The sequence below is a fragment of the Micromonospora sp. NPDC049089 genome (assembly GCF_040648775.1).
Lineage (GTDB): Bacteria > Actinomycetota > Actinomycetes > Mycobacteriales > Micromonosporaceae > Micromonospora.
In genome coordinates this window covers 1-16,067 of sequence record NZ_JBEZEH010000173.1, presented here as the reverse complement: position 1 = coordinate 16,067, position 16,067 = coordinate 1, and the positions used below count along the sequence as shown (strand labels likewise).

At 73.1% G+C, this 16,067-nt stretch carries 16 protein-coding genes; 6 read left to right on the top strand and 10 right to left on the bottom strand.

Features of this window, described 5'->3' with window-relative positions:
* Nucleotides 1-102: 102 nt before the first annotated feature.
* The 3 genes from AB0B48_RS25190 to AB0B48_RS25180 all read left to right on the top strand — a co-directional run bounded on the left by AB0B48_RS25190 (nucleotide 103) and on the right by AB0B48_RS25180 (nucleotide 3,238).
* A complete protein-coding gene (locus AB0B48_RS25190) occupies nucleotides 103-615 on the top strand; it encodes a hypothetical protein (protein ID WP_357205692.1) in 513 nt (170 codons plus the stop codon).
* 87 nt (nucleotides 616-702) lie between these two features.
* The gene (locus AB0B48_RS25185) at nucleotides 703-2,109 is read left to right on the top strand and encodes a class II 3-deoxy-7-phosphoheptulonate synthase (protein ID WP_357205689.1); all 1,407 of its coding nucleotides are present in this window, start codon (nucleotides 703-705) and stop codon (nucleotides 2,107-2,109) included.
* Nucleotides 2,110-2,197: 88 nt separating this feature from the next.
* Nucleotides 2,198-3,238, top strand: coding sequence for a GntG family PLP-dependent aldolase (locus AB0B48_RS25180; protein ID WP_357205695.1), 1,041 nt, complete (start codon nucleotides 2,198-2,200; stop codon nucleotides 3,236-3,238).
* A gap of 105 nt (nucleotides 3,239-3,343) precedes the next feature.
* Here AB0B48_RS25180 and AB0B48_RS25175 read toward each other — a convergent pair whose 3' ends face one another.
* Nucleotides 3,344-4,213 carry a deoxyribonuclease IV gene (locus AB0B48_RS25175; protein ID WP_357205686.1) on the bottom strand — a complete coding sequence of 290 codons (870 nt, stop codon included), beginning with the start codon at nucleotides 4,211-4,213 and terminating at the stop codon, nucleotides 3,344-3,346.
* A complete protein-coding gene (gene pknB, locus AB0B48_RS25170) occupies nucleotides 4,213-6,201 on the bottom strand; it encodes a Stk1 family PASTA domain-containing Ser/Thr kinase (protein ID WP_357205683.1) in 1,989 nt (662 codons plus the stop codon). Before pknB ends, AB0B48_RS25175 begins: the two co-directional genes overlap by 1 nt.
* A 188-nt stretch (nucleotides 6,202-6,389) precedes the next feature.
* On the opposite strand from pknB, the gene AB0B48_RS25165 reads away from it, so the two are divergent.
* Nucleotides 6,390-6,779: an Rv2175c family DNA-binding protein gene (locus AB0B48_RS25165; RefSeq protein ID WP_357205680.1), complete on the top strand. Its 390-nt coding sequence runs from the start codon at nucleotides 6,390-6,392 to the stop codon at nucleotides 6,777-6,779.
* 180 nt (nucleotides 6,780-6,959) lie between these two features.
* Here the strand turns inward: AB0B48_RS25165 and AB0B48_RS25160 are convergent, their stop codons facing one another.
* Together AB0B48_RS25160 and AB0B48_RS25155 are read right to left on the bottom strand one after the other, a co-directional pair.
* A complete protein-coding gene (locus AB0B48_RS25160; RefSeq protein ID WP_357205677.1) occupies nucleotides 6,960-8,042 on the bottom strand; it encodes a polyprenyl synthetase family protein in 1,083 nt (360 codons plus the stop codon).
* Nucleotides 8,043-8,051: 9 nt separating this feature from the next.
* On the bottom strand, nucleotides 8,052-8,450 hold the full coding sequence (locus AB0B48_RS25155; RefSeq protein ID WP_357205674.1) for a helix-turn-helix domain-containing protein: 399 nt from the start codon (nucleotides 8,448-8,450) through the stop codon (nucleotides 8,052-8,054).
* Nucleotides 8,451-8,821: 371 nt separating this feature from the next.
* Between AB0B48_RS25155 and metF the strand changes: the two genes are divergently transcribed.
* Nucleotides 8,822-9,739: a methylenetetrahydrofolate reductase [NAD(P)H] gene (gene metF, locus AB0B48_RS25150; RefSeq protein ID WP_091407621.1), complete on the top strand. Its 918-nt coding sequence runs from the start codon at nucleotides 8,822-8,824 to the stop codon at nucleotides 9,737-9,739.
* 44 nt (nucleotides 9,740-9,783) lie between these two features.
* Nucleotides 9,784-10,473 (top strand): CDP-alcohol phosphatidyltransferase family protein, encoded by a 690-nt coding sequence (locus AB0B48_RS25145; RefSeq protein ID WP_112582773.1) that lies wholly within the window; start codon nucleotides 9,784-9,786, stop codon nucleotides 10,471-10,473.
* Between the two features lie 31 nt (nucleotides 10,474-10,504).
* Here AB0B48_RS25145 and crtI read toward each other — a convergent pair whose 3' ends face one another.
* From crtI to AB0B48_RS25115, 6 genes are read right to left on the bottom strand one after another with little or no spacing between them, the layout of a single operon-like run.
* Nucleotides 10,505-11,992, bottom strand: a complete 1,488-nt coding sequence (gene crtI, locus AB0B48_RS25140; RefSeq protein WP_357205670.1) for a phytoene desaturase family protein — start codon at nucleotides 11,990-11,992, stop codon at nucleotides 10,505-10,507.
* Between the two features lie 12 nt (nucleotides 11,993-12,004).
* A complete protein-coding gene (locus AB0B48_RS25135) occupies nucleotides 12,005-13,132 on the bottom strand; it encodes a glycosyltransferase family 2 protein (RefSeq protein ID WP_357205667.1) in 1,128 nt (375 codons plus the stop codon).
* Nucleotides 13,129-13,986 carry a carotenoid biosynthesis protein gene (locus AB0B48_RS25130; RefSeq protein WP_357205664.1) on the bottom strand — a complete coding sequence of 286 codons (858 nt, stop codon included), beginning with the start codon at nucleotides 13,984-13,986 and terminating at the stop codon, nucleotides 13,129-13,131. Before AB0B48_RS25130 ends, AB0B48_RS25135 begins: the two co-directional genes overlap by 4 nt.
* Nucleotides 13,983-14,534: a GNAT family N-acetyltransferase gene (locus tag AB0B48_RS25125; protein WP_355007690.1), complete on the bottom strand. Its 552-nt coding sequence runs from the start codon at nucleotides 14,532-14,534 to the stop codon at nucleotides 13,983-13,985. The genes AB0B48_RS25130 and AB0B48_RS25125 overlap by 4 nt, the downstream gene beginning before the upstream one ends.
* Nucleotides 14,531-15,301, bottom strand: a complete 771-nt coding sequence (locus tag AB0B48_RS25120) for a monooxygenase (protein WP_357205659.1) — start codon at nucleotides 15,299-15,301, stop codon at nucleotides 14,531-14,533. The genes AB0B48_RS25125 and AB0B48_RS25120 overlap by 4 nt, the downstream gene beginning before the upstream one ends.
* On the bottom strand, nucleotides 15,298-15,786 hold the full coding sequence (locus tag AB0B48_RS25115; RefSeq protein ID WP_355007689.1) for a YbaK/EbsC family protein: 489 nt from the start codon (nucleotides 15,784-15,786) through the stop codon (nucleotides 15,298-15,300). Before AB0B48_RS25115 ends, AB0B48_RS25120 begins: the two co-directional genes overlap by 4 nt.
* Between the last annotated feature and the right edge of the window lie 281 nt (nucleotides 15,787-16,067).

The window sequence follows — 16,067 nt, the reverse complement described above, 5'->3', positions numbered from 1 at the left end:
CGCCCAGCGCGTCGACCGGGCCGCCGCCGTTGGGCTCGTACAGCCGGATGTGGCAGACTCGCGGCTCGGCACGTCTCGATCTCACCGCCGACGGAGGTGATCATGCGACCGATACACAGCAGGCTGGCGGCGACCGCCGCCGGGCTGATGCTGCTGCCGGTTGCCCTGGTCGGCTGCGGGATCGGCGACAAGGACGAGGAGAAATCGGCCCCCAAGCCGGCCCGGGCCCCCGCCGAGGAGGCCGCCACCCGCTCCCGTGAGCGCGTGCAGGCGTACCTCGACGCCATGACGGCCAAGGACGTCGCCGCCGGCCGCAGCCAGCTCTGTGCTCTGCTGCACGACGGCTTCGACCGTGGTGCCACCGGCCCCAACGGTGACTTCGCCGACCACTTCCAGGTGCCGGAGGCGGCCATCACGGACATCCGGTCCGGTCCGCTCGGGCAGGAGGTCCGCGTCTCGGTCTCGGTCGCGGTCGGCAAGCGCACAGTCGTCCGGCCGTTGGTCTTCACCGTCACCCGCGACGGCAGCGACTGGTGCATCGCCGGGGAGGCGCCGGACAAAACGACGGTCGCCAGCCCGACGCCGACCGGTGTTGTCCCCTCGCCTGCGTCCTGACCAGCGCCCGGCAGATTGATCTCCCATCTGCCGGAACCGTCCCCCTCGCCGCCCGCGCACCGCGACCATCGCCGTAGGCTTTCTGTCATGCGCCATGAGTGGCATCAGCTGAGCCATCCCGCGGTGGGCAGCCCGGGCCTGCAGACCAGCCGACCGACGGTCGACTCCGCCGAAGACATCGCGCTCGGTCTGGACCGATGGCGGGAACTGCCCCGCGAGCAGGTCCCGCCGTGGTCCGACCCGGCCGCCGTGGCCGCGGTCTGCAAGGTCCTCGACACAGTGCCGTCGGTCGTCGCGCCCTACGAGGTGGACCAGCTCCGGCAGAAGCTCGCCCTGGTCTGCGAGGGCAAGGCGTTCCTGTTGCAGGGTGGTGACTGCGCCGAGACGTTCGTGGACAACACCGAGAGCCACCTGCTGGCCAACGCCCGCACCCTGCTCCAGATGGCGATCGTGCTCACCTACGGCGCGTCGCTGCCGGTGGTCAAGGTCGCGCGGGTCGCCGGGCAGTACACGAAGCCCCGCTCGCTGCCGACCGACGCCCGCGGCCTGCCCGCGTACCGCGGCGACATGATCAACTCGCTGGAGGCCGACCCGGCCGCCCGGGTCGCCGACCCGCAGCGCATGATCCGCGCGTACGCGAACTCGGCGGCGGCGATGAACATGCTCCGGGCGTACCTCGCCGGCGGGCTCGCCGACCTGCACGCCGTGCACGACTGGAACAAGGGCTTCGTGAAGAACTCCCCGGCGGGGGAGCGTTACGAGGCGATCGCCCGGGAGATCGACCGGGCGCTGGCCTTCATCCGGGCCTGCGGCATGACCGACGACGAGGCGCTGCGCACCGTCACGCTCTACTGCTCACACGAGGCCCTGGCCCTGGAGTACGACCGGGCGCTCACCCGGGTCTCCGACCGTCGGGCGTACGGGCTCTCCGGGCACTTTCTGTGGATCGGCGAGCGCACCCGGCAGATCAGCGGCGCGCACATCGACTTCATCTCCCGGATCGCCAACCCGATCGGGGTCAAGCTCGGCCCGACCACCTCCCCGGACGAGGCGATCGAGTTGTGCGAGAAGCTCAACCCGGACAACATCCCCGGTCGACTCACCCTGATCAGTCGGATGGGCAACCACCGGGTACGCGACGCGCTGCCGCCGATCGTCGCCAAGGTCACCGCCGCCGGGGCCAAGGTGGTCTGGCAGTGCGACCCGATGCACGGCAACACGCACGAGTCGTCCAACGGCTACAAGACCCGGCACTTCGACCGCATCGTCGACGAGGTGCTCGGCTACTTCGAGGTGCACCGTGGGCTGGACACCCACCCCGGCGGCCTGCACGTCGAGTTGACCGGCGAGGACGTCACCGAGTGCCTCGGCGGCGCCCAGGGGATCGAGGATCTCGACCTGCCCGACCGGTACGAGACCGCCTGCGACCCCCGACTGAACACCCAGCAGTCGTTGGAGTTGGCCTTCCTCGTAGCGGAAATGCTGCGTGGCTGAGCTTGCGGGCCCGCAGTCGGCAGTCGGAGGATGACCATGGCTGACGCGAGGAGTGAGCTTGCGAGCCGGCAGTCGGCAGTTGAAAGGGATGACAGTGCCTGATCTTTTCGTGGACCTGCGGTCCGACACGGTGACCCGACCCACCGCCGGGATGCGGGAGGCGATGGCCGCCGCTGAGGTCGGTGACGACGTCTACGGCGAGGACCCGAGCGTCAACGCGCTGGAGGCCGAGGTCGCCGCGTTGTTCGGGCACGAGGCGGCGCTGTTCGCACCGAGTGGCTCGATGGCGAACCAGATCGCCCTGCAACTGCTGGTCCCGCCCGGCGACGAGTTGCTCTGTGACGCCGACGCGCACGTGGTCACGTACGAGATCGGCGCCGCGGCCGCGTACGGCGGGATCTCCTCGCGGACCTGGCCCTCAGTGGGCGCGGACATCGACCCGGAGGTGGTGGCCGGGATGATCCGGCCGGACGGTTACTTCGCCGTCCCCACCCGGGCGATCGCCGTCGAGCAGACCCACAATCGCGGCGGCGGCGGGGTGATTCCGCTGGCGACCCTGCGGGATCTGCGCGGGGTGGCTGACGAGGCGGGCGTCGCGCTGCACTGTGACGGCGCCCGGATCTGGCACGCGCACGTCGCCGACCGGGTGCCACTGATCGAGTACGGCCGGCTCTTCGACACGCTGTCGGTGTGCCTCTCCAAGGGTCTCGGCGCGCCGGTCGGTTCGCTGCTGGTGGGCAGCGCGGACAAGATCGAACGTGGCCGGCTGATCCGTAAGCGGATGGGCGGGGGCATGCGCCAGGCCGGCATTCTCGCCGCCGCCGGTCGCTACGCGCTCGCGCAGCACATCGACCGGTTGGCCGACGATCACGCGAAGGCTGCTCGGCTCGCCGAGGCGGTGGCGCCGTTCGGTGTGCTGGCTACCACTGTCCGTACCAACCTGGTCGCGCTGGACCTCACCAAGCACACCCTGGACGCTCGGGCCCTGGCCGCCGCGGCGCGGGCCGAGGGCGTACTGATCTCCGTGCTCGGCCCTCGTACCGCCCGCCTGGTCACCCACCTGGGCCTCAGCGACGCGGACATCGACCGCGCCCTGGCAGCCCTACCCCGCATCCTCGCCGCAGCCTAAAACCCCACCCCACCCACCTTGGCCCCCGTTCACCTCGGTGATCAAGAGGTTGGCGTCAGATTCCGACCTCGGGCTGACGCAAACCTCTTGATCAACAAGGGTGGGTCAGGGGTGGGACAGGCGGGTGAGGGTGGCGATGTCGGCGGCGTGGCCCACATGCTTCTCGCTGGGGGTTTCCACGACGATCGGGACGCCAGCGGTCGCCGGGTGCGCCATCAGCTCGGCGAAGGCGGGCTCGCCGATGCTGCCCTTGCCGATGTTCTCGTGCCGATCCCGGGTGGAGCCGCACAGATCCTTCGAGTCGTTGGCGTGAATCAGCCGCAGCCGGTCCGCGCCGACAGTGGCCACCAGGGTGTCCAGGGTCGCCGTCATGCCGCCCTCGGCCGCCAGGTCGTGGCCGGCCGCCCAGGCGTGGCAGGTGTCGAAGCAGACCCCGAGCATGGGGTGCCCGTCCACCGCGTCCAGGTAAGGCCCGAGCTGCTCCACCCGGGAAGCCAGTGAGCGGCCACCGCCGGCGCTCGGCTCGACCAGCAACATCGGCCCGCCGGCGTCGGCAGCCCAGTCGAGCAGCGGCAGCAGCACCTCGCGGACCTGTCCCATCGCCGCCTCGGCGTGCCCCTCGTCCACCGAACTGCCCGCGTGGAACACCACCCCGCGCGCACCGATCGCCACGCCCCGACGAAGCGCGTGCGCCAGCGTCTGGCCCGACTTCTCGACAGTGGCAGGGGTGGGCGAGCCGAGGTTGACCAGCAGAGCGGCGTGGATGAACGCGGGAATGCCCCGCTCGGCGCAACCGTCGCGGAACAGCGCGTCCTGCACCGGGTCGCCGTCGGGCAGTGCCCAGCCTCGCGAGTTGGAGACGTAGACCTGCACCACCTGCGCGCCGGTCGCGTCGGCGTACGGCAGGGCAGCCTTCGCCAGCCCACCCGAGGTCGGAGTGTGCGTGCCCACCGGCCGCACGGAGATCGTCGGCATCAGAAGCACGTCAGGGTGACCGGGGTGCCGGGCGCCACCTGCGAATTCTCGCCCGGGATCTGGATCCGGACCACGGCGTTCGGGTTGATCGCCATCGTCACCGGGAAGCCCTGGCCCTCCAACGCCTGCTTGGCCTGCTGGCACGGCAGGTCGATCACCCGCGGCATGGCGAGCAGCGGTGGCCCCTTGCTGACGTCCAGCTTGACCTCGGTGCCCTTCTCCACACCGGCGCCATCGGCCGGGCTCTGGCCGAGGATCTCGTCCCTCGGCTTGTCGGATTCCTTGTAGGTCTCCTTCAGCACCAGGTTGAGCTGGGCCAGGGTCGTCCGGGCGTCGGTCAGGCTCTTGCCGACCAGGTTCGGCACCGTCACCGGCGCCCTGCCCCGACTCAGAATGAGGGTGACCTTCGCACCGGGTTTGACCTCGGTGCCGACCTTCGGGGAGCTGTCCACCACGACCCCGGCCGGCAGGCTGTCGTCGTAGCGGGGGGTGCCCTTGGCCACCACCAGCTTCACGTTGACCAGGTCCGCCTCGGCGAGCTCGAACTCCTTGCCGATCACGTCCGGTACGGGGAAACGCTCCGGACCGAGGGAGAGGGTCAGGGTGATCGTGCCACCCTTGAGGATCTCGGCGGCGGAGGCCGGGTTCTGCTCCAGCACGCTGTCCTTCGGGGCCTTCTCGTCGAAGCGCGGCTCAGCGTACGCGACGAGAAGCCCGGCGCGGTCGGCCCGCGCCTGCGCATCGGCCTTGCTCAGGCTCACCAACTGCGGAGCGTCCGTGTAGCGGCCGACACCGAACCACCAACCCCCGAGCGCGGCCACCAGGCCCAGCGTCACGACCACGGCTGCGACGGCCAGCCGACCACGAGGGCTGCTCAGCAGCGTGCTGCGCAGCGCGGCGAGCCGGGCGCCCAGGCCCTCCGCCGGCTCCGGGGCAGCCCGACGCCGCCCCGGCCCCTGGCTGCTGGCGCCCTCGGGCAGGCGTGCCCACGACGGGCGGTTGGGCGGCTGGAGCGTCGCGACCATCATGGTCGGCTGAGAGAGCGACGGTGCGTCACTGACCGGGCTGAGTACCGCGGTGTGGCTGTTGGCGTCGCCCAGACGATCCCGGGCCACCTGCACCTCGGTCAACAACGCGCCGGCGTCCGCGGGCCGTGCTCCCGGGTCGCGGCGGGTGGCCCGCTGCACCAGGTCGTCGAGGACCGACGGCAGGCCCGGCACCAACGTCGAGGGCGCCGGCACGTCCCGGTCGACGTGCTGCCAGGCGACGTCCACCGGGCGGTCCCCGTCGTACGGCACCCGACCGGTGAGCATCTCGAAGAGCACGATGCCGGCCGAGTAGACGTCGGTGCGCGGATCGGCGCGGCCCTCGGTGACCAGCTCCGGGGCGACGTACGCCACGGTGGCCATCAGCTGGTTGCCCTGCTCCTCGTCGGCGCTCGCCTCGACCGCCCGGGCCAGCCCGAAGTCGGCCACCTTCACGACGCTGTCGACCAGGTTGGCGACGCCACCGGTAGGCGCCTCCGCGACCAGCACGTTCTCCGGCTTGACGTCGCGGTGCACGAGACCGGCCCGGTGCGCGGCGGCGATCGCGGCGAGCATCTGCTCGGCGATGGCCAGCGCCTCGTCCGGGTTGAGCCGGCGTCGCTCGGCCAGCACGTCCCGCAGCGTGCGGCCACGGACGTACTCCATGACCAGGTACGGGAGGCCGGCGTGCGTGCCCTGGTCGTAGACCGCCACCACGTTTGGGTGGGTCAGCCGGGCGATGGTCTTCGCCTCGTCGGTGAACCGGGCCACGAAGTTGGCGATCCGGGCCCGTGCCTCGCTCGCCTGGGTCGGGTGAATGATCTTGACAGCGACGGTGCGCTCTAGGCGTTCGTCGGTGGCGGTGTACACGGTCGCCATGCCACCACGGGCCACGCGACCGCGAATGCGGTAGCGCCCGTCGATCAGCGAGCCCAGCAACGTGTCGGCGACCTGAGTGTCCATCGGCAGGCAGTCTATGTGTCCAGAGGGTGAAGGATGAACAGGATGCTACAGCCGTACGCCGAACCGGTCCGTCCCGCCGCGTTCCCCGCCCCTTGTTCGCTGGTCAGCGGCGATCAGGAAAGAGGACGCGGAGGGGCCGCCCGGGGTGCCGGTGGCTCGTCGCGGCGGCGGCGTGGCAGGGTGGTCGGGTGACCGAACCCGTACCCGACCAGGCCGCGCCCGGCCTGGAGCTCGCCGGCCCCACCGACCCGGCCGACTGGTTGACCCTGCCCGACGTCGCCGAACGCCTCGACGTGTCGATCAGCAAGGTGCACCAGATGATCCGTGACCGGGAGCTGTTGGCGGTCCGCCGCGACGGCGTCCGCCGGATCCCAGCGGACCTGGTTGCCAACCAGACCGTGCTCAAGCACCTGCCCGGCGTGCTCAATCTGCTCTCCGACAACGGCTACGACGACGAGGCCGTCCTGCGCTGGCTCTACGAGCCGGACGACACCCTCCCCGGTGCCACCCCGGCCGCCGCCCTCTCCGGCGACCAGGCCCGCGAGGTGAAGCGCCGAGCCCAAGCCCAAGGCTTCTAGCCCCCACCCTCGCACCCGCCCCACCGCGCTTCCGCGCTTCGCGCCTTCCGGCGTTGATCATGAGGTTGGCGGCGCGACACGCCGAGGCGAAGGTCGCCAACCTCATGATCAACCCGGTGGGGCGGCGGGTGGGGGGCGGCCCGGTGGGGCAGCCCGGCGGGGCGGGTGGGGGCGGTGGGATTAGTCGGCTCGGCGGGTTGCGGCTATGGCCAGGTCGACCAGGGCTTGGCGGGCCTCGGTGTCGAGGTCGACGGCGGTCAGGGCGGCCAGGGCGGCGTCGGTGAGTGTGGCGATCCGCTGTTCGGTACGGGCCAGCGCCCCGCTCCCCGAGATCACCTCGCGGAGCCGGGCCACCCCGTGCTCGTCCAGCTCCGGGTCGCCGAGGTGGCCGAGCAGCAGCTCGCGGCCCGCGTCGTCGGTGGCCTCCACGGCCGCCGCCACCAGGTAGGTGCGCTTGCCCTCGCGCAGATCGTCCCCGGCCGGCTTGCCGGTCAACGTCGGGTCGCCGAAGACCCCCAGCACGTCGTCGCGGAGCTGGAACGCCTCGCCCAGCGGCAGCCCGTACGCCGAGTAGGCCGTCCGCACGTCCTCCGGCGCGTCGGCCAGCGCGGCGCCGAGCAGCATCGGACGCTCGACGGTGTACTTCGCGGACTTGTACCGGGCGACCTTGCTGGCCCGCTCCACCGAGGTGTCCCCGGTGACCTGCGTCAGCACGTCGAGGTACTGCCCGACGGTGACCTCGGTGCGCATCTCGTCGAAGACCGGCCGGGCCCGGGCCAACGACCACAGGTCCAGGCCGGCGGAGTGCAGCAGTTCGTCGGACCAGACCAGACACAGGTCACCGAGCAGGATGGCCGCGGCGTCGCCGAAACCGTCCGGGTCACCGCCCCAGCCGGCCTCCCGGTGCCGGGTGGCGAACCGTCGGTGTACCGCGGGCTCGCCGCGTCGGGTGTCGGAACGGTCCATCAGGTCGTCGTGGATCAGGGCGCTGGCCTGGACGAACTCCAGCGCGGCCAGGGCGGTCAGCACCTGGTCGCCGTCCAGCCCGCCGGCCCCCCGGAACCCCCAGTAGGCGAATGCGGGACGCAGTCGCTTGCCGCCGCCGAGCACGAACGCCTCGATCGCCTCGGCCACCGGACCCAACGCGTCGTCCACGGCGGCGAGCCGGACCCGTTGGCCGGCCAGGAACTCGGTGAGAGCCTTGTCGACCCGCTGCCGCAGGCCGGCGCGGTCGACGGGGGACACGGGAGCAGCGTGGGTCACGCCCCGACGCTAGCCGGTCGTCCGTGCTCGTGCTCCACCGCCACGCGTAGTCCCGCCGGTGCGGCCGGTGCGGCCGGGACCCGTCCGCCCAGCCGGACGCGCGCCGGCCGCCGCGGTGCGGCCCGGCCCGGTGGCCCGCGTCGAGCCGGCCCGACGGGTGGCCGCGGCGGCCTCCGCGAGCACCACCAGCGGCACGTCCAGGACGACGGCGAGCCAGCCGAGCCAGAACCCGCCCGGCACGCGCCGCTGTCGTTCCCACCGGGAAACCTCGTGCCGACTCAACGTCGGCACCCCGGCGGCGGCACACAACTCGGCGGCGGCTCGCTGCTGGCTCCAGCCACGGGCCAGTCGGCACCGGGCCAGCAGCGGCCCGAGCTGCGCGGGACGCGGCGATGCGGGCGGGATCATGAGTCCTCCTGGCGGGCGTCGGTGCGGCGACGACCCACCCGTCCGAGCGGACGGACCGGCGTCACCGCTCGGTTGCTGACCCCCGCGCGAGACCTGGCCACCCCCGCCGCCCCTCCCGCACCGTCCCTTTCTACCTCGGAGGTACGACGCCTTCCGCCGTCAGGTCGGGGGCGCGCGGTGCGCACCCTCCGCCGGCTCACGGCGGACTCGGCGACACCGCTCACCGGCTCCCGGCGGGCCGGACGACGCAGCTCCCCGGGCCGGGCGACGCCGCCCAACGGGCCGGACGACGCCGCCCTCGGGGCCGGGTGGCACCGCCGCTGGGTGGGAAGGGCCTGGGTCCTGGTGCCATCGACCGCTAGAGTCGGGTCGTGGCGCTCGGTCTTCCCTCGACACTCCCCAATCCGCAGCCGGCGATCGGGGAGCTCATCCGTGAGCGCCAACCGACCTTCTCGTTCGAGTTCTTCCCGCCCAAGACCGAGGCGGGGGAGCAGCTGCTCTGGCAGGCCATCCGCGAGCTGGAGTCCCTGCGCCCGTCGTTCGTGTCGATCACGTACGGCGCCGGCGGCTCGACCCGGGACACCACAGTGGCGGTGACCGAGCGGATCGCCACCGAAACGACACTGCTGCCGATGGCCCACCTGACCGCGGTCAACCACTCCGTCGCCGAGCTGCGGCACGTGGTTGGCCGGCTCGCCGGGGTGGGGGTGCGCAACGTGCTGGCCGTTCGTGGTGACCCCCCGGGCAACCCGGGCGGTGAGTGGATCCGCCACCCCGAGGGCGTGGACTACGCCGAGGACCTGGTCCGGCTGGTGCGCGACGCCGGCGACTTCAGCGTCGGCGTGGCGGCCTTCCCGTACAAGCACCCCCGTTCGCCCGACGTGGCCAGCGACACCGCCCAGTTCGTCCGCAAGTGTCGGGCCGGCGCGGAGTTCGCGGTCACCCAGATGTTCTTCGACGCCGACGACTACCTGCGGCTACGTGACCGGGTGGCCGCTGCTGGCTGTGACACCCCGATCCTGGCCGGTGTGATGCCGGTGACCCAGTTCAGCACCATCGAGCGGTCCGTGCAGCTGTCCGGTGCGCCGTTCCCGCCGGCGTTGGCGGCCCGCTTCGAACGCGTCGCCGACGACCCGGACGCCGTCCGTCGGCTCGGCATCGAGCAGGCCAGCGAGATGTGCCGCCGACTGCTGGACGAGGGCGTGCCGGGGATCCACTTCATCACCCTCAACCGGTCCACCGCGACCCGCGAGGTCTGGCAGAACCTGAAGGCCGGCGCCCGCGTGTGAACGCTGCGCTTGCGACACCTGTTGCCCGGCACGACGGTTGATCCGTGGTGGGCACACAGCTGAACTGGGATCAGTACGCCACGGCGTGGGCGCGGTTGCACGGCGGGTTCGACCCTCGGGTCGCCGCGCCGGTGGTGCGCGCCTGGCTGCGATTCGCGTACCACGTCGGATACGTGCTGGGTCGACTGCGGGTCAGCCCCACCGCGGTCACCGTGGCCGGGGTGCTGCTCTGCTTCTGCGTACCGTTGCTGGTGGGCCGGCCGGGGGACGGGCCGTTCCTCGGCGCGCTGTTCGTGCTGCTCGCCGCCGTGGCGGACAGCGTGGACGGTGCGGTGGCGGTCGCCACCGGCCGCACCACCCGGCTCGGCTACGTCTACGACTCGGTCGCCGACCGGCTCGGTGAGGTGGCGTGGTTGCTGGCCTTCTGGCTGGTGGGCGCGCCAGGTGGGTTGGTGGTCGCGGGCGGCGCGCTGTCCTGGTTGCACGAGTACGTCCGGGCGCGGGCGGTCGCCGCCGGCATGCGGGAGATCGGCGCGGTGACGGTGGGCGAACGCCCCACCCGGGTCTCGGTGGCGCTGGCCGGCTTGCTGGTCGCCGGGCTGGCCGGGCTGATCGAGCCGGACCTGGCCGCTGGCACCATCACCATGGCGACCGCGGTCTGGGTGCTGCTGGCCGGTTTCGGCCTGGGGCAACTGCTCTCCAGCATCCGTCGCGCCCTGCTCGACGCCGACTGAGCGGCCGGGCCAGCCCGGCTCGACGCCGGGTCTACCAGGCGGGGCCGATCTCGTCGGCGACGATCTGCGCGGAGAGGGTCACCATCGGCAACCCACCGCCCGGGTGGGTGGATCCGCCCACCAGCCACAGTCCGTCAACCGGGCCCCGGTTCGCCGGGCGCAGTAGCCCACCGGCGGTGCCGTAGATCGAGCCACCCGGTGCGCCGGTCGCCACGTCCAGGTCGGCCGGGGTGCGGATCTCGCGGAACAGCAGCCGGTCGCGCACGTCCACGCCGCGCCGCGCCAGCACGTCCAGGATCCGGTCGGCGTACGCGTCGGCCAGCCCCGGGCGTCGCCAGTCGACAGCGCCCGCCGCGGTGCCCTGTCGGGCGGCGTTGACCAGCACGAACCACGCCTCGTGTCCGGCTGGGCGGACCATCGGGTCGTCGGCGACTGTGACGAACACCGCCGGGTCGGCCGCCGGCCGGGCCCGTACACCGCGCCCGGGGTCACCGAAGACCGCGTCGAACTCGGCGTCGTAGTCGTCCGGGAAGAAGACGTTGTGGTGGGCCAGCCCGGTGCTGCCGGAGACGCCGAGCAGCAGCACGAAGCCGGCGAGGCTGCGGTCGGTCAGCGTGGCCAGCCGACGCGGGTGCGGCAGCAGGTCACGGTAGACGGTGAGCGCGTCCACGTTGGCCACCACCACGTCGGCGGGTACCGGGGTGGTGACGCCGGCGAGGCGTACCCCGTGCACCCGGCCGCCGGTGGCGTCGATCCGGGTGACAGTGGCGTCGGTCTGCACGACCACGCCGAGGTCCAGGCAGCGGGTCAGCAGCGCGTCGGCGAGCGTGCCCAGACCACCGCGCAGGTACCAGCCGCCGAAGGTCAGCTCGGCGTAGGGGACCGCGACCAGCGCCGCCGGTGCCCGACGTGGGTCGGCGCCGGTGTAGGTGGCGTACCGGTCCAGCATCATCCGCAGCCGCGGATCGGACAGGTGCCGGCGGCCGAGGCCGCGCAGACTGCGGCCCGGGGCGATGGCGGCCAGGTCGCCGACGCGCCAGGCCAGCGACGCGAGGTCGCGGGGAGAGTCGACGGTACGGCGCAGGATGTCCCGTGAGGAGGCGTTCCACACCCGCGCAGCCCGGCGCCACAGCCGCTGCCAGTCGGCCGCCGCCCGGTCACCGAACGCGGCCCCGATCCGGGCGGTGAACTCCTCCGGGTCGGCGCACGAGTCCAGGGTCGGGCCACCATCGGGAAAGACGTGCCGGACGATCGTGTCCAGCGGAACCAGGTCCAGGTATTCGTCGAGCTTCGCCCCGGTCGCCTCGAACAGGTCGTGGAAGACCTCGGGCAGGGTGAGCAGGCTCGGCCCGGTGTCGAAGTGGAACGACCCGGCCGGGGTGTCGTGCGTGTAGCGGCCGAGCTTGCCGCCGACCGTGTCGGCCCGCTCGAAGACCGTCACCTGGTGCCCGGTGGCGGCCAGCCGGGCGGCGGTGGCGAGGCCACCCACCCCGGCGCCCACGACCACGATCCGCGCCATGCCGCGTCCTCCCTAGCTGACCGGGCGGCCCCGCCAGGTCAGGCGGCGTCGCTTTCGCAGATGGTACGACCGCAGGGTCAGCCAACCGAGGACCACGACCGACACGGGGTGTGCGAGCGCGTCGGGCCACCACCGGCCACCTGTCGCGCGGGCGGTGAGCACCCGTCCGGCCACCCCGAGCACGTACGCGGCCAGACCCACGGTGGCCACCATCGGTGCGCCGGCCGCCGCACCCGTCAACGCGATCAGTGGTGGGGCGGTGTAGAGCAGCAGCAGCGCCGCCACCACGGCTGCCGCCGCGCCCGGGTGCCCGAACGACGCCCAGAGCGACTTCGAGTACCCGTCGCGCAGTTGCGGCCAGTCGTCGTACATCCGGCAGGTGGCCAGCCGGGAGCCGTCGGCCAGGGCGATCCGCCCACCGGCCCGCTTGACCGCCCGGGCCAGCTCGACGTCCTCCAGGATCTTGTCGGCGACCGCGGCGTGCCCGCCGGCGGCGTTGTAACCGCGCCGGTCCACCACCAGGAACTGCCCGCCCGCCGCGGCCAGCGACGGCCGCGACGAGCGCTCCATCGCGCGCAGCGGCAGGAAGGTCAGCCAGAGCCACTGCAGCAGCGGCTGCACCAACCGGTCGCCGGCCGTCGCCACCACGATCCGGGGGTACGGCGACAGCAGCGTCGCCCGGGCGGCGCGTAACTCGGTGACGGCAGCGGCCACGGCGTGCGGGGCGAGCACCACGTCGGCGTCGACGAAGGCCAGCGCGGTGGCGTCCGGGTCGGCCCGGGTGGCCAGCTGCCAACAGGCGTGCGGCTTGCCCAGCCAGCCCGGTGGTGGGGCGACCCCGGTGAGCAGCGTGACCCGGGGGTCGTCGCCGACCACCGCGCGGACCACGTCGGCGGTGCCGTCGGTGGACCCGTCGTCGAGGACCACGACGCGCAGCCCGGGTACGCCGCGCTGGGCCAGCAGGGCACGCAGGCAGGGCGTGACCCGGGTGGCCTCGTCGCGCAGCGGCAGCAGCACGGTGACCGGCTCGTCGACGTCGTCGGGCCGGTCGGTGGGTCGGCGCAGCCACCGGGTGGCGTTGAGCCAGGTGTGCCCGGTCAACGCGGCGACGGCGATGAGCAGGGCGAGCAGGACGGTCATCGGGTCGCGTCGACGCCGGGGCGGTGTGGCTGGTGGGCCTCCCGACCGGGGTCACCGCCCCGGCGGGCACGCAGGAGGGTCACCGCCAGGGGTACGGCGGTCACCGCCATGCCGGCCGCGCCCCAGAGCGCCGAGGCGGGCAGGTCGAGGAAGACGGCGTGGGCCAGGATGCTGGAGAAGTACGTCCACAGGTAGAGCGCGAGCATCGGGTGGTCCCGCCGATCGGTGTGTTCGGCGGCCGGCCCGGCCAGCGGGCGCAGCGCGCTCATCATCAGCACCGCGAAGAGCAGCCAGCCCAGGTAGTTGCTGACCGGGATGCCGGCCAGGCCGGGCAGGGCCGGGGTGGCGTCGCGCCAGACCCAGTAGCCCTCGGCCACCATCTGCGGGTCGAGGAAGAGGTCCCAGGCGGCCAGCCCCACGGTGGCCAGCGCGATCCGCCCCACCCATCGACCCACCGTCGGCCCGCTGCCGTCGGCAGTCACGGTCCTGCCGCCGGTCAGTCGGACCGCTGCCAGCCAGGCCGGCCAGGCCATCCAGGTCCAGGCCAGCGGAATGATCAGCGGCACGCCGGCCAGCTTGGGACCCAGCTCTCCGGAGTAGTCGTAGCTGCCGAACGGCACGCCGGTGGCCACCCCGATCGCCTCGATCGCGAACCCGCCGCCGGTGGCCACCGCGACCAGCGCCGCCGCCACCCGTGGGCCCCGGCTGAGCAGCGCGTGGCCGACCGAGAGCAGCCAACCGAGGACGACGGTAGCCACTGTGAGCCCGGCCCGGGTGGCGCCGGTGGTGAGCGGGTAGCAGATCTGGGCGAGGACCAGAACGGCGAGCAGCGTCCAGGAGATCCGCCGGGTCATGACGCCGGTGGCTCGAGCGGCAGATCCCGACCGAGTACGCCGAACGGTCGCTCGTCGCCGGGGAAGTGGAAGTCGCGCAGCACGTCGACGAAGCCGAACCGTCGGTACAACCGCCAGGCCCGCGAGGTCTGCTCGTCGGCCTCCGGGGTGGACAGCAGCACGGTGTCGCCCTCCGCCATACCGAGCAGCGCGCGCAGCTGACCGGTGCCCAGGCCGTGCCCCTGCGCCGGCGGCCGGACGTGCAGCTCGACCACCTCGAAGCAGTGGGTGAGCCAGCGCGTGCGGGTCGGGGCGTTCAGCGCGCGGTGCACCTGGTCGTGCCACCACTGACCGGAGGCGCCCAGGTAGCCGTAGCCGAAGCCGGCGAGGTGACCCTCACTGGTCAGGCTGGCGACCGCCCGGAAACCCGGTCGGCGGACGTGGGTGGCGATGTAACCGCGCCGGGCCTCCAGCAGGTCGGTGCGGTATCCCATCGCCTCGCCGTAGACGGCCACCACGTCGTCCAGCCGCCGGACGAGATCGTCCGGCGTCCAGCGCACCAACCTCATGCCCGTCCACCCTTCACCGTTTCCGGGCCGCCATCGACGACCCATCCGAGCACCGACCGGTCGCCGACCACGTCGCGCACCTCGAACCGGGCGAACAGTTCCTCGGCGTACCAGCCCGCGGTGGGGGTTCGCATGATCGCCGCCCGGTGCTCCGGGTGACGGTACGCGAACGCCACCAGGTCCGTCGGGTCGCGCCACACGCTCACCGTGCCCTGCCAACCCAACGGGGCCTCTCCGACCCCGAACCGGGCCAGCAGCCCGGGCGCGTCGCGCAGAGCGGCGGCCACCGGCGGGATCGCCCGCCAGAAGGTGGCCGCCCGGCGGGCCCGCAGCCGGGCCCGGGTCAGTGCCAGCACCGGGCCGGTGACCCGGCCGCCCGACGGGTCGCCGAACGGCCGCTGGCCGGACCACTCGCCCCGGCTGGTCAACGGGCGTAGGTCGATTCGTGCCTGGGCGTGGGCGATGCGCGCCCAGGCCCGCCCGACCGGAGAGTCGTCGAAGCCGGCCGCCGCGGCGGGGGAGTCCCAGACGGTCAGCGCCGCCCACCGGGTCAGGTCGGCGTCCCGGGGCCCGAAGTCGGTGCCGGTTCCGGTGCCCAGTAGCTTGCCGAAACGAACGCCGGGGAGGGCCCGCAACCGGCGGGGGTCCACCGCCATCCGGGTCAGCGCCCGGGGCAGCGCGCCAGGGGAGGTCCGCCACACGTGCAGCGTGACCAGCTCCGGAGCCGCGCTGACGTCGCCGCTGTGCCTGCTGGTTCGCTCGCTCACGCCACCTCGGCGGGGGTGCCGGCGGTGACCCGCAACAGCTCGGGGTAGGTGGTCGGGAAGACCGCCTGGGGTACGCCACCCGCGGCCCAGATCTCCGGGTACGCCGCCAGCGCCGTGTCCACCAGGGTGCGCAGCGGGTGCGGGTGCCCGAGTGGGGCGACCCCGCCGATCGGCTGCCCGGTGTGGGCCCGGACGAACTCCGGGGTGGCCCGACGCAGTCGGGTGACGCCGATCGATGCCGCCAGGCCGGCGGTGTCGACCCGGTGTGCGCCGGAGGTGAGGACGAGCAACGGCGTGTCGTCCGCGTCGAAGATCAGTGAGTTGGCGATCTGGCCGACCTCGACGTCGAGCGCCTCGGCGGCCGCCGCGGCGGTGTGCACCGCGTCGGGCAGCAGACGGACCACGCTGGGCTCACCGGCGCCGTCGAGGGTGCCGGCGGCGGTGAGCGCGTCCTGCACCGCCCGTACGTTCGGGTGTGGCTGCATCCCGCCATTCTTCCCGGTCCGTTGGTGGCCGGTTCAGTCGGCCGGCACGCTCGGCGCGTCACACGTTGCATTTTCGTCGGAGGGGAGGTGTACTGTCAGCAGCAGTTAGAACGAGTGTTCGATTGCCTCGAACGCCCGTTCCAACCAGCCGGAGCGCGGCGTTTCGCGGCGCCACCTCCGGGCGGTGCGGCTCCGCGGGCCGCACCTGGGTTTCCGGGCAGTCGCGAGCCTGGTCCCCATTAGGCAGGAGCGTCGCTCGCCGCCCACGACCCCCGGGCGGC